This is a genomic window from Pseudarthrobacter sp. Y6 (assembly GCF_050156205.1).
Taxonomy (GTDB): Bacteria; Actinomycetota; Actinomycetes; order Actinomycetales; family Micrococcaceae; genus Arthrobacter.
On sequence record NZ_CP189574.1, the window covers coordinates 3781651 to 3794284 of the forward strand.

Sequence of the window (12634 nt, forward strand, 5' to 3'; positions counted from 1 at the left end):
TGGAGTTTTTGTCCAGATAATGCGCTTTGAAAGCCACCTTGAAGCCATTATCTGGACAAAAACTCCCATGGGGCGGCGGGCGGAGCTGGGGAATAGGCTGGGGCGATGGCTGACCTGGACAAACAACGCACGACGGCGGTGCTGCTTGCCGCCGGTGCCGGGACGCGGTTGGGGCTCGGGCCCAAGGCATTGCTCCGGTTCCAGGGCCGCACGCTCGTTGAAGTGCTGGCAGACGTGCTGCTCGCGGGCGGCTGCCTGGAAGTGGTGACGGTGCTCGGCGCGGACGCGGAATCGGTCCGCGCCGCCACCGATCTCAGCCGGCACCGGGTCATCGACAACCCGGACTGGGCCAGCGGGATGGGAAGTTCGTTCCGGGCGGGAGTTGCCGCAGCAGCCCCGGGGGACCATGTGCTCATCGCGCTCGTGGACCAGCCCGGCCTGGCCGCAGAAACCGTCGCCCGGTTGCTGGCATCCCACCAGCCTGGCCGGGTGACGGCGGCCGCCTACCGTGGCACCGAAGGAAAACTCCAGCGGGGTCATCCCCTGCTCCTGGATTCCCGCCTCCGCGCTCAGGCCGCGGAAACGGCAACGGGCGACACCGGGGCACGCTATTTCCTCCAGGCCCACCCGGAACTGATAGACCTCGTGGACTGCAGCGACATCTCCGGCGGCGAGGACCTCGACACCCCCGAACAACTGCACCTCCTCGACTAACGCCGAGCCTCGTTCGTCCCGCCTGCCGTGTCGTACGAACCGTCACGTGCGGCAACGGCATGTGTGGGCCGCCTCATGCGGGCTTAGTAATCCACCTGCCGCTTGAGCTTGTTGCCGAGCCACAGCATCGCCAGGCTCACTACGAGGAAGCCGACGGAAATGGCGAGCGCAAACACCACCACCCCGCCCCAGCCACCCGCCCGTGCGGGATCGACGAACCAGTACGGGTACCAGTTCACTAAGGCCCCGCGGACCAGGCTGTAGACCAGGTAGCCGACGGGGTAGAGCAGCCAGTACCAGATGTGCTTGACCGTGAGCAAGGCCCGCGGCGGTTGGAAGAGCCAGTCCACCACCATGACCACAGGGATCAGGTAATGCACCACGAAGTTGACCCACGGCAGCAGCGAGCCGAGATCTTCCCCGGCGAGCAGTGCACCGAACACGAGTCCCACCACGGCCATGGCGATGGTTGCCGTGCCGCGCGTGACGTCGTCGATTTCGCTGGGGCGTTTGCGGATCAGGACCCTGTAGCCGCTGATGAGAAGCACCAACGCAGCGAAGATGTTGGACAGATTGGTGAAGTAGCTGAAGAAGTTCCAGACGGCATAGCCCATGCCCAAATGAACTGTCAGCTGTGTTCCTACCGCCGCCAACGTCAAAAGGCCAAAGAAAAAGCGTCCCCCGATAAGCACAGTTCTCTTGGTCATAGCCCCAATCCTTGCCGAATCCCCAGCTCAGACGCGGTTCGACACTCCTACGTTGAATGGGCGCTCCGTGATCGGCAGCTCGAGCGCCTCTGCCAAGTGGCCTACTTCGCGTACTGAGAATCCTTCCGGAACAGGGCGTTGCTGGCTGGAATGGCCGGCAGTATGGCGTGGGTAAAGCGAGCCGGTGGGCCTCCTGTGCCGGCGAAGATCTGTTCGTGACCACAAACCGCGTGCCGTTGATGCAGATCATCGAAAAACCGCGGAAACATAGGAAATTCTGGCCGTTGGGTCACCAAGAGTGTGGATTTGATCGCTCTTTGGCGGCGTTCTGTGATCGCTTGGTGTCGCTCTAAGGGGATGCGACGCGACTAGTTCGTGAGTGCTCGCGACCGTCTATAAAATGTTGCTCGGGACATTCCGAGATCGCGGGAAACCTGCGCAGCGGGCTCGCCGCCTTCGACCAGGCGGAGAGCGCTTCGAATCTGACTGTCAGTGACCCGGCGGGGTCGGCCGCCAAGGTCCTTTCCAGCCTCGCGGCGTTTGCTGATGGAATCGGTAACGCGTTCGCGTTTGATCTCGTGTTCCATTTGCGCGAGAGCGGCCATGATCGTGAGCAACATCGACCCCATGGGTGTCGCGGTGTCGACGTCGCCACCGCCGAGGTTCAGGACGCGTAGGCCCGCGCCTCGGTCGCGGAGTTCGTCGCCGAAGGCGAGCATGTTCTGGGTCGACCGTCCGAGCCGGTCCAGCGTCGTGATGACGAGGGTGTCTCCTTCGATTAGCGCGTCGAGTGCACGATCGAACTGGGGTCGTGAAGCTCGCTGTCACTTTTCGAAGTCGTCTGCACGGAATGTCCAGAGTCGTCTGCACGCCTGCTTGCTGGTATGGGTCTTCGGCGATGCGACCGCACACTGTTGTTGGTTTAAAAGCCGGACAGTTGAGCTGCCAGCGAATATATCCCCCATAACCCAGCCGCTAGCAGGATGCCCAGGTAGGCCAAGACCAGCCTCGTATCGCGGAGGTAGCAGTTCGATCTCGTCAGGCCCCTCCGTCGTGCTTTCCAATAGCCTGCGAATCCGACTGCGGCGAACACGGCCAGTGCCACCGGACCGGCTGCCCAGCCGAGCAGGGCAATGGTCGCGAAGATGCAGAGCCGCAGCGGGTCGAAGGTCGGCGGGGACTGCGGATCCGTTTCAGGGTCAGGGCTGTGTCCGTGCCGGCCTGCGTGCTTGGAGCGCACCAGTTGCGACGGCAATGGCCCGGCTGCAATACGCCGGGCATCAGAAGCTGAACTCATCATTCCTTCCTATCGCTGACTCAGACCTGGCGGACTGGGAGAAGCCGTGTGCCCGTGGCTGTGCTCATTCGTTGCTTGGCCAGGGCCGGCCACGCCTGGACAGCACAGAAGGGAGCACACTGGTGATCGCCGGTGTCGCTCTTTGTGCCCACGTGGACGCAGCATTGCGTGAGCCGTTCCTCGATCATGGTCGAGATGTCCATGAAGGGCTTGACCATGATGCGGGTGATCCGTTCGGCGAGGAGTCTGCGCAGCCGCTGTTGCTGTCCTGGAAGCTTGCCGGCAGCCAGTGTGGTGAGTGTGCCGATGCCGAGGTCGCACTGGGTGCAGATGTTCTTCCAAAGATCCATTGTCCGCGGGTGGGACAGCGAGGACTGCTCGCTCAGCAGGTCCAGCAGGGAGGACTTCATGAGGTTGCGCAACTCGAGCGGGATTGCGCTGTCGGCGATGCGGTTGGCGATGCTGTCAGGATTGAGTTCCAGCCAGGCGAGCAGCTGATCGTGCCCGATGAGGGCTGTCAGCGAACGCCAGACCCCTGAGTCGTCTTTCAGCATGTAGCCCACGGACGCGCAATGCGGATGTGAGCACGGGAGTGCTGTCAGGTCGTGCCATGAGACCACCCCTCCGGTTTGCTCCGCGAGCCGTTCCAGCACGCCTGTGTGGGTGAGCCTGTCGGTGGGGTCGATGCCGTGGCCGCGCCCTGAACCGAACACCGGCTGAAGCGCAACCCCACCCACGAACGGGGTTTCCAAAGCCCTCATGACGACGGCGCCGACCTCACCGTCGTTGACGCCGAGTGTCGCTGTCATCGTCAGGGTGGTGAAAACACCTGCCTCGGACAGGCGCGCGATGGCCATGTCTTTGAAGCGGGTCAGGTCTCCGCCTCGGTGGTGGATGGATGCCTCTTTGGACGGGCCGTCGTATTGGAGGTACACCTCTACGCGGTCCCGGTGTCTGGCCAGCAGTCCGAGTAGTTCGTCGTCGGTGGCCATGAGCATGCCGTTGCTGTTCACCATGATCCGGACGATCGGCCTAGCGACGAGCTCATCCAGAAGTTCGGCCAGATGGGGATAAAGCGTCGGCTCGCCGCCGGAGAGCATCAGCACGTCGAGCCGCCCGTTTTCGCGGGCAAGCCGGGTGTCGATATTTGCGAGCACCTCGCTGAGCGGCGCGACTCCCTGCAGCTGGGGGCCGGAGGCGGTGAAGCAGGTGGGGCAGCGCAGGTTGCAGTGCTCGATGATGTCCTGCAGGAGGATGCACGTGTGCTGCGTCTGCATGGCGGGCAGCCCGTATGCGTAAGCCTCCGGTACCTGGCGGTAGTTGTCGGCCTGGTCCGGGATGTGTTGCTTGGTCGGCGCCTGCCACTTCTCCAGGTAGCGCAGAATTTCCGGAGACTCGTCGTACAAGGTGCTGACGAGTCCGTGATCTGGGCAGCCGCGTTCGAGCCAGACCCGGTCATCGCGGATCAGCAGCGCGCCGGAGAGGCGCCGGACCTGCGCGAGCGGGGGGTTTGTCTCGTGGCAGTGGGGACAGAAGGCTGTGACGTACCGGTGGATACGGTCACCACGGAGCGGCTGGCCGGGGCCGGGCAGAGCTTGCCGGGAAGAGAACGGTGACGGATTCATCTCAGGCCTCTCATCTGCGAGAGGGCTGCGACGCAGACCCCGCCGCCGAGCAGGGTGAATACACCCAGGCCCATGAGCAGCCCCGCACCCAGCCGGGACGTGCGTGGCCGGACCGCCAGCACAATGGCTACCGCCAGATAGACGGCGATTGGTATGAACGCTGCAGGCCCGGCGAGGAAGGTCTTGTACCCTTCATCCGGAGCGATACCACGTGTTGTCCCGAAATAGAGGGCATAAAGGGCAGGAACCCCCAACAGGATTCCGAGCACCATGAGGCCGAGCCCTGGTTCAGAGGGCGGCGCCTCTTCTCGGGGCGGTGGCAGTGGGCTCCAGGCTTCTTCGGGGCTGTCATCGCTCATGCCACTCTTCTTTCCAACTTTGGGCGGAATGGTTTCCCGAATACCCGCAGCATCCGCCAGAACAGCAGGGGGAGAATCATCAGGAGGATGCATTGGGGACGGCTCATCCCCAGCCAGAGCACCTCGTTGCCCCGGGCGAATTCGACGCCGAACCGGAATGCGGTCCCCGCGCAGCGGCTGGCCCGGGCCGGGCAGCACCTGCCGGGAAGAGAACGGTGACGGATTCATCTCAGCCTCCCATCAGTGCGAGGGATCCGACGCAGACCCCACCGCCGAGCAGGGTGAAGATCCCCAGACCAATCAGCAGCCCCGCACCCCACCGGGATGTGGGTGGCCAGACCGCCAGCACAATCGCTATCGCCAGATAGCCGGCGATGGGAATGAAGGCGGACGGCCCGGTCAGGAAACGCATGGAAGAGGGTCCTGAACCAGCCTCGGCCTGCAGACGACCGAAAGCACCCGGTCCCAAGAGATAGAAGGCATAAAGGGCAGTAGTCCCCAACAGGATTCCGAACCCCATGGGGCCGAGCCCTGGTTCAGGGGGATCCTCCTCTTCTTGACGCGGTGGGTGGTCCTTGCTCATGCCACTCTTCCTTCCAACGTCGGGCGGAGTGGTTTCCCGAATACGCGCAGCATCCGCCAGAACAGCAGGGGGAGAATCATCAGGAGGAACCATTGGGGACGGCTCATCCCCAGCCAGAGCACCTCGTTGCCTCGGACGAATTCGACTCCGAAGCGGAACAGTGCGTAGGAGGTCACGTAGCAGATGAAGAGGTCACCAGGATGAGGCAGGCGGTCCCGAAAGCGCCACATGAGCACGAATGCGGCCACGTGGAACACGATTTCATAGGCAAAGGACGGGTGGAGCCCTACCCCGGGAACTCCGCCCAACATCGCAGCCTGCCCGGGCGTGAGTGCGATCCCCCACGTTGTCCCAGTGGGAGTGCCCGGCAACTCAGTAAGGAGGCAGCCGATGCGCCCGATGATCAGCGCCAAGGCGACCGCGGGTGCTAGTAAATCCCCGGTGGATTCGCGGTAACCTGTCAGCCGTTTACCCAGATGGACGCCGAACCACGCGCCGACCAGGCCCGCGAGGATGCTGCGATCGCCGTTGCCCCACCAGTCCGCCAAGGAGAACTGCCGGGAAACATCCCACGTGAGGACCCTTGAGCCGATGGCTCCGAAGGCGACAGCGAAACCGGCAATGGGCCACAACCGTGGATCGGTGAGGCCTCTGCGGCGCTTTTCGTAGGCGTAGAACAGCAGAGCTGCGAGGATTCCCAGCCCTAATAAGCCGGCGTGCACCAGCCCGTCTCCCGCGAAGGGAAGCCCGATCATGAGCAGAGTGTAGCAGTGACCATTCCTGCCCCTCCGATCCCACATCCGGACGTTCACGGGAACTACCTGTGGACGTGGAGCCGCCGCGAGGCTGCAGAGATAGAACCTTCTGAGACACGGGTACACGATGAACGTGCTAGCGAAGCCCTACTTCTTGAATTTAGGGAAGCAGGACGTCTGCAGGCTGGTTTCGGTAGTCGATGCGGCACGATCCAGCAGGAGGCCTACAGGACTGAACTGCCTCGCCCCTTGGACGTCGTGGGTGACATCGCGTGTGTGGTCCTTATCGGCCAGCTACCACACGCCGATGCAGGATGACACGAGTCAGATATGCCAACTGGTTCAAGACCGCTAAGACGAACTCCGCCACCGAAAGTGCGCAGCGCTACTTCACTGGACAGTGCTCGGGATTGAGCTTACGGAATGTCGTTTTCACCGTCGTTGCCAGAGGTCGTGTGGGCAAATTTCAGTGCTGGTCACAGCCCATCCGTATTCCGTTTGCGAGGTCGTCGTCGCTGCCGGCCCAGACGACGCCGCCTCCAGGGCAGAGCATCACCTCGAACGCCAGGCCCTCACGCTGGGCCCGCAAGCGGCGCCCGTCATCCTCGACCACTTCCCAGCCCGCCGCAGGCAGCGCTAAACGATAGTGCCGCATCGCATCAAGGTTAACGTCTCCCGAGAGCACAAACCTGCGTTCACAGCCGCCGACACCACTTACGCCGCCACCGCTGAAATCGCCGACGTGACTGATGGAATCGAACGCCCGTTGCGACTCACGATCTGCAGTGGCCATGGGCTCGTCCGTGCCCTCGATCACGCATTGCGGAGCCGAGTCGAACTGCACCTCAAGCTTCTGCCCAAGTGCCGCGGGGGTGACAGCGAGCATCCCGAGCAGCATGAGGACCGGGATGGCCACGGCCGTCGGCCGCATCCACCATCGTGTCGAGAGTACCAAGCCGATCACGGCAACGATCGCGACCAGACCAAGCGCTAATCCGGAGGGACCGGCCGTCACCCCCCAAGTGAGCCCCTCGAACGCGGTACCGCTGACATCACCGTATATTCTCATGAATTCGTAGTGGACCAGCACAGCCAGCAGTGCCAGTGCTGCCCCAATGACGAGCAGCACCGCGGCGGAGACGACTCGGCCGGTCATGGGCATGGCTCATAGTAGGTTCCGCCTGACCAAATGTCCACGGGTCGAGTTGACTCATAAAAAACCTCCGCGGAGGCTGATAGGGGTCCTGGTTCTTCAACCGTTCTTATGTGAAAAGGAGCGGATTATTGATGTCGTTCCAGAGTACTTCGTAGGCATCCGGGCTCATATATCCGGTGTAGCTGTGCCGGCGTTTGCCGTTGTAGAAATCGAGCCAACCATTCATTGCCGTCACCAGTTCGATGACCGTCTGCCAGGTCCGTTTCCGGTCCAACAGCTCCGTCTGCATGCGCCCCCAGAACGTCTCCATGGCCGCGTTGTCGAAACAGTCACCCACACTTCCGAGTGAGGCGGTGAGCTCCCACTGGCAGGTTTTCGCTGAAACCCCAAGATGTGAAATTGGTGCCGTGATCCGAATGCATGACCGTGGCTCCGTCTCGTTCACGGCTGTGGTGGGCCTGGCTGACCGCCCGGCTCACCAACGCCGTGTCGTTGATCGTAGAGAAAGAACGGCCGACAGCTGTCCGGGCGAAGCAATCGATCACCACGCAGCAATAGACCTTTCCCTCCCGGGTCGGATGCTCGGTGACGTCGGTAAGCCACAGCCGGTTGGGGCCATCGGTCGTGAAGACCCTCTTGACCAGATCCGCGTCCACGCGTTTGTCTCCCAGCGGATTGCGGAAGATCTTGAAGCGCGGAACCCCGGCAATTTGCTGCTCCCGCATGACAGCCTTGATCAGCTTGCTGTTGACGATCATTTCGTACTCATCCAGGAGCTCGGCACGGATCCGGCGCCAACCGTAGGTCCCACCGGACTGCCCGTGAATCATTACGACATAGTCGGCCACGATGCGTCGTCTGATGGCCCGGATAGAGAGCTCACAGCGAAGGTGCTTAATGTCGGTCGAACGGTTCAGCGCGACGGTGCGGCAGGCACGTCTGGCTGAGAAGCCCTGGGCGACGAGCCCGTCGACAATCGCGAACTTCCTTTTGGGGGCACCACCACTTGCTCGTCGTAGAGGGCACTGGCAGCCTTCACGATGGCCAGCTCGTCCTCAAGCTGCCGGATCCTCTTCGCAGCCGACTGCACGTCCGGGGCCTGCGTGCTCAGCGTTCCCGCGGCAAGGCCCGCATCCACCAGAGCCTGGTGCTTCCACCGGTACAGGGTGCCCAAACAGATCCCGGATTCGGCATGAACCGCCAAGACAGCTTCCCCCTGGCGCATACGCTCGCTCAGTCCACGGCGGACAGATGCAGGATATTCAAAAGGCATTTCATGACCTCCTAGAAGTCACTATCCACCTCTCACATATAGCTGGTCTACCAAGAGGGACCCGGAGCAACTGGACTTCTACATGGGGACCCAACCAAGGGTGTGTAGCAGTCACCGTACGCCTGATGAGGGTTTCCAGTCACCGGCCGGGAGTACCTGATTTTCCGTCGGGTCCGAATTCGGCAACATCAAGAACTTCGCGGTTGTTGCTGCCACCCTGGAAGACACGCTGTCCGTGCTTCCCTGGTATCAATGGTGGTCCCGGATGAAGTCGAGATACTCAGACAAGTGAGCGACACCTGTCGCGCACTGATAGTGCACTCTGAACAGGCCAAAGTCAGCACGGCGGCGCTTCAGGCCAAACAAAATACCGGTCAAGTTCCTTGCCCTGACGCGACCACAGCGTAACCCCGTGGATATCGATATCCGGAATCTTCGGGATCATCCTCTAGTACGAGATACATCAAGGCATTAGGGAAGAGTGTGGTCAGTTCGAAATTCATTCCTGGTCTTTTCTAACGTTCCTGTGACCTGTCTACCAACTAGACGTCCGAATAGCCGTCGCGCAACCTCTGCTTCCACGCGGCCAATTTCGAAACGAACCGTTGAAGGTTCCCCATCCCACTCGGTGTCTCGAAACCTTTCCGTCTCAGAACACTAGGGTTGCGAGACAATAGGATGACGTGCTCGAGCTCGTGCGTATGACGCCCCGTCTGTGGAGTTGATTGCTCTTTGGCGGCGTTCTCTGACCCCTCGACGTCGCGGTGGCAGTCATTCCGCATCGTTGTCTGCCAGTAGGGTGCGGACATGACCGTGCAGCTGAGCGCCGACCTCTGGGGATCGTTCCTGCCTGACACGCTGTCCGCGAGCATCGGAACCCTCCATCGGCGCAGCGGTCGCGGCCGTTATCGCCTACTGGATCTATCGTCGGGAGCTTGAGCACCGACGCACCGAACGCCTAAACGATGCTCTCGCGAAGGTGATTGAGGCGGTCGATATTGAAGAAGCGGCCTTCGACGAGCTCATTCCCACGGAGCCCGCGGTCTGTGTGGATTGGCGCGCGGTCGTCTGATCCCTTCGCCGCATACCGCGTAGTACGATGGCGACCAAGAGGAGGAGACGATGGCCGATCCGGTGGGAGACATAATCGGGGACTATCGGGCGTTCGCCCTGCAGCAGCACCACCGCCTGCTCGCCCGAGGCATCGACATCCGCGCGTACACGCTCAGCCACATGGCCTTCCGCGTGCCGGAATGGGACCAGTACGTCCACGCGCGGACCCTGCTCGAGCGCCACGCGAATGCGAGCGCCGAGAACGTCTGGAACGGCCGGCCGATCTCGATGATCCTGCTCGCCACGCCGCTCGAGGTCCTCGACGGGATGTCCGTCCCGCTCATCGAGCTCATTCCGCCGGTCCACCAGCGCGTCTACAAGATGGGCCTCGAGCACCTCGGAGTGGTCGTCGGCGACGAAGTGGAGGCCTTCTCTCGGCAGCATCGCGCCGCGCTGACCGGGCAGCAGTTCCAGAGTGCGGACAACGAGCCCTACTACGTCCTCTTCGAGGACTTCACCCACGTCAAGTTCTACCGTCGCTCCCTGTATGACGTCGTCGTCCTCCAACACGGCGCCACGTTCGACGGTTTCGTCCACGTCGACGACTGGGTCCCGCAGCGCCTCGTGACGGCGACCGGACCGAACCCGCTGCCGCGGTGAGCGACGCCACTCCGACCGTCGCCGGCCGGCTCGCGCTCCACACTCCGCGGTGCCGGACATGTCCGGCACCCCTGCCCGCCGACGCAGCCGCTGGTTGGCGGAGCGGCGCCGACGAGACCGCCGCGGACGGGCGCGGCCGACCGGCCCAGTCCACGGTGCCTCATCTCACGACCGGAATTCGGCCACAGGCCCTAGGGCGTGTTGCTAAACCCTTTGAAGGTTGATTTCCGTCAGGCTTGATTCATGGCAGCAAGGCAGGAAATTTCTGGCAAGGCATGGGCTGTGATGGCACCGCATTTCCCGGTTTGGAAGGGGAACAGGCGCCCGATCATGGACTTGCGGCGGACGGTCGAGGGCATCGTCTGGCGGTTCCGCACGGGGCGCCCTGGCGTGATGTGCCCGAGAGGTTCGGGAACTGGAACTCGGTCTACGGGCGCTTCGCGGACTGGTCCAGAGACGGTACCTGGGCCAGTATCCTCGCGGCCGTGCAGGCAGCCGGCCAGCGCGCCGGTGATATTGACTGGACCGTGTCGGTGGACGCGACGATCACCCGGGTGCATCAACATGGCGCCACCCTTCCCCGGGTCACAGGGGCCCCGCAGAAATACAAGAAACTCGGCGCTGAGGAGCCGGGCGACCACGCGATCGGCAAGTCCAGGGGCGGAATGACGTGCAAAATCCACCTTGCCACGGACGGCAAGGGACGGCCGCTGGGCCTGGTCCTCACCGCCGGCCAGGCCGCCGACACCTCATTCTTCCAAACGGTGCTGGAGACCATCTCGGTCGCCGGCAGCTCCCGGGGACGGCCGCGCGTCCGGCCCGACCGGGTGCTGGCAGAGAAGGCGTACACCTCCAGCGCCAACCGCGGCTACCTGGCCGGCAGGGGAATCAAAGTCACGAAACCCGAGCGGTCAGATCAGATCGCAGGACGGGCTCGGCGCGGTTCCAAAGGCGGACGCCCCCGATCCTTCGACAGGGAAGCCTACAAAGGCCGAAATGTGGTTGAACGCTGCTTCAACCGGCTCAAACAATGGCGTGGCATCGCGACCAGAAGTGACAAAACAGCACGCAGCTACCTCGCTGGCGTCACCCTCGCCTCGGCCCTCATCTGGATCAAATCAGGGGTTTAGCAACACACCCTAAGTCCTCAGGTACTGCCTGAGGGCGGGCAGTATGGCCGCTCGGCGATCGTCGAGCGCGGCGAGGACCTCGCCGTCGGACAGGTTGCCCGGGTGCTGAAGATCAACGAGCTCGAGACCATCACCGACGACGTCATCGAAGCCGCCGCGAGCATCCTCGTCATCGGAAACTAGCGCCATGGAGCGATCACAGAACGCCGCCATTTAGCGACCAACTCCACACGCCCCGTCATCGGGCCTGATGCCGGGACGGTCAAACGGGCACCGTCGCAATCTAGCAGTGTCAGAACCGCCAGCTTCCGGGCGAGTGCCCGTTGAACGTCCCCTATGTGAGACATCATCTCGGGCGGTGTCCGTTGACGCCTTGGGACATGGCCGACGGCCTGGCAGCTACGAGGACTTGGTAGCAGCGAAATAGGCCGCGTTTAGGCGTTCGCGAACGCTCGGTGATCGCGGTGAGGTATCGGAGCTGAGGTGCGGATGGCGAAGCTCGTCCATGAACGCTTGCCGGAGCGCGGGTCCGCCTTGTTCGAGCCGTTCGGCGCGAACGCGCAGCGCGCGGCTCGTGGGCCGGTGGCGAAGCCCCAGCTGCCAAGCTGAGCGAACACGGGTACGAGTTGGATCGCGGGTTCGGTCAGACTGTGGCGCGCCCGCTGGCCGGCTCGCGCGTCTTCCCGGGTGAGTAGTCCCACCGCGACGAGTCGCTTGAGCCGGTCGGCGAGCATATTTGAGGGGATCCCCTCCTCTGAGCCGGCCTGCAGCTCTCGGAAATAGCGGCGGTCCCCGAAGACGATGTCGCGGCGCACGAGCAGGCTCCAGCTATCGCCGAACACCTCGATGGTGGCGTCGATCGGGCACCCCGACCGCGGCTCATACGCTTCGCCCATACTGCTTGCATACCTCAACCGCCGGTACTACCGTCTCAACAAGCGATTGCAAACCACAGGCGGAAGGAGCCACCCGTGCTGACGCAGGTTGCAGAGGGTGTGCTGATCCACGAGAGCGAGTTCTGCCAAAGCAACGCCGTTGTCGTGCAGGGCGGGGCTGGCGTGTTGCTCATCTACGCCGGGGTGCACGGCTACGAAATGGCCTGCCTCGCGAACGACCTGTCCGATTCGGGCCATACCGTTGTGGCAGGCTTCTCGACGCATCCGCATTAGGATCACCTGCTCTGGCACGCCGGGCTCGGCGCGGCGCCCCGTTACGGCACGGCGCGCTGCGCGGCGACCGCCCGAGATCGGCTGTCGGGCGGGATCGATGCACGCCGGCTCGGCATCCCCGAGGAGGTATCCCTGGACCTGCTCGGCCTCATC

Annotated in this window: 15 protein-coding genes and 2 pseudogenes; 5 read left to right on the top strand and 12 right to left on the bottom strand. The window is 63.0% G+C overall.

Annotated features, from left to right (window positions below; genetic code table 11):
- Positions 1 to 105 precede the first annotated feature (105 nt).
- On the top strand, positions 106 to 714 hold the full coding sequence (gene nboR, locus ACQCSW_RS18190; RefSeq protein WP_426988121.1) for a nicotine blue oxidoreductase: 609 nt from the start codon (positions 106 to 108) through the stop codon (positions 712 to 714).
- Between the two features lie 83 nt (positions 715 to 797).
- On the opposite strand, the gene ACQCSW_RS18195 is transcribed toward nboR, so the two are convergent.
- From ACQCSW_RS18195 to ACQCSW_RS18245, 11 genes and pseudogenes are all read right to left on the bottom strand, one after another.
- Positions 798 to 1421: a Pr6Pr family membrane protein gene (locus ACQCSW_RS18195; protein WP_426988123.1), complete on the bottom strand. Its 624-nt coding sequence runs from the start codon at positions 1419 to 1421 to the stop codon at positions 798 to 800.
- A 368-nt stretch (positions 1422 to 1789) separates the two neighbouring features.
- Positions 1790 to 2242 (bottom strand): annotated as a pseudogene (locus tag ACQCSW_RS18200) (recombinase family protein); the annotation flags it as partial.
- A gap of 101 nt (positions 2243 to 2343) precedes the next feature.
- Positions 2344 to 2718: a hypothetical protein gene (locus tag ACQCSW_RS18205; RefSeq protein WP_426988125.1), complete on the bottom strand. Its 375-nt coding sequence runs from the start codon at positions 2716 to 2718 to the stop codon at positions 2344 to 2346.
- Positions 2719 to 2738: 20 nt separating this feature from the next.
- Entirely contained in the window at positions 2739 to 4343 is a 1605-nt protein-coding gene (locus ACQCSW_RS18210) for a radical SAM protein (RefSeq protein WP_426988127.1), read from the bottom strand.
- Entirely contained in the window at positions 4340 to 4702 is a 363-nt protein-coding gene (locus ACQCSW_RS18215) for a hypothetical protein (protein WP_426988129.1), read from the bottom strand. The genes ACQCSW_RS18210 and ACQCSW_RS18215 overlap by 4 nt, the downstream gene beginning before the upstream one ends.
- 229 nt (positions 4703 to 4931) lie before the next feature.
- Complete coding sequence (locus tag ACQCSW_RS18220; RefSeq protein ID WP_426988131.1) at positions 4932 to 5285, bottom strand: hypothetical protein; 354 nt, start codon at positions 5283 to 5285, stop codon at positions 4932 to 4934.
- Positions 5282 to 6040, bottom strand: a complete 759-nt coding sequence (locus tag ACQCSW_RS18225) for a prolipoprotein diacylglyceryl transferase (RefSeq protein ID WP_426988133.1) — start codon at positions 6038 to 6040, stop codon at positions 5282 to 5284. The genes ACQCSW_RS18220 and ACQCSW_RS18225 overlap by 4 nt, the downstream gene beginning before the upstream one ends.
- A 466-nt stretch (positions 6041 to 6506) precedes the next feature.
- Positions 6507 to 7196, bottom strand: a complete 690-nt coding sequence (locus ACQCSW_RS18230; protein WP_426988135.1) for a hypothetical protein — start codon at positions 7194 to 7196, stop codon at positions 6507 to 6509.
- Positions 7197 to 7302: 106 nt separating this feature from the next.
- Positions 7303 to 7506 carry an IS3 family transposase gene (locus ACQCSW_RS18235; protein WP_426988137.1) on the bottom strand — a complete coding sequence of 68 codons (204 nt, stop codon included), beginning with the start codon at positions 7504 to 7506 and terminating at the stop codon, positions 7303 to 7305.
- A gap of 19 nt (positions 7507 to 7525) precedes the next feature.
- The gene (locus tag ACQCSW_RS18240) at positions 7526 to 8044 is read right to left on the bottom strand and encodes a DDE-type integrase/transposase/recombinase (RefSeq protein WP_426988139.1); all 519 of its coding nucleotides are present in this window, start codon (positions 8042 to 8044) and stop codon (positions 7526 to 7528) included.
- Positions 8045 to 8109: 65 nt separating this feature from the next.
- On the bottom strand, positions 8110 to 8469 hold the full coding sequence (locus ACQCSW_RS18245) for a transposase (RefSeq protein ID WP_426988141.1): 360 nt from the start codon (positions 8467 to 8469) through the stop codon (positions 8110 to 8112).
- A gap of 1134 nt (positions 8470 to 9603) precedes the next feature.
- Between ACQCSW_RS18245 and ACQCSW_RS18250 the strand changes: the two genes are divergently transcribed.
- The 3 genes and pseudogenes from ACQCSW_RS18250 to ACQCSW_RS18260 all read left to right on the top strand — a co-directional run.
- Positions 9604 to 10182 carry a VOC family protein gene (locus tag ACQCSW_RS18250; protein ID WP_426988143.1) on the top strand — a complete coding sequence of 193 codons (579 nt, stop codon included), beginning with the start codon at positions 9604 to 9606 and terminating at the stop codon, positions 10180 to 10182.
- Positions 10183 to 10425: 243 nt separating this feature from the next.
- Positions 10426 to 11312 (top strand): IS5 family transposase gene (locus tag ACQCSW_RS18255; RefSeq protein ID WP_426988145.1). Its coding sequence is split into 2 segments (ribosomal slippage): positions 10426 to 10564 and positions 10564 to 11312, totalling 888 coding nucleotides; the frame shifts between segments, so codons are not numbered across the junction.
- 90 nt (positions 11313 to 11402) lie between these two features.
- Positions 11403 to 11495: pseudogene (locus tag ACQCSW_RS18260) on the top strand (AAA family ATPase); the annotation flags it as partial.
- 251 nt (positions 11496 to 11746) lie between these two features.
- On the opposite strand, the gene ACQCSW_RS18265 reads toward ACQCSW_RS18260, so the two are convergent.
- Entirely contained in the window at positions 11747 to 12208 is a 462-nt protein-coding gene (locus ACQCSW_RS18265; RefSeq protein WP_426988147.1) for a winged helix-turn-helix transcriptional regulator, read from the bottom strand.
- Positions 12209 to 12283: 75 nt separating this feature from the next.
- Between ACQCSW_RS18265 and ACQCSW_RS18270 the strand changes: the two genes are divergently transcribed.
- Complete coding sequence (locus ACQCSW_RS18270) at positions 12284 to 12481, top strand: hypothetical protein (RefSeq protein ID WP_426988149.1); 198 nt, start codon at positions 12284 to 12286, stop codon at positions 12479 to 12481.
- The last annotated feature ends 153 nt before the right edge of the window (positions 12482 to 12634 follow it).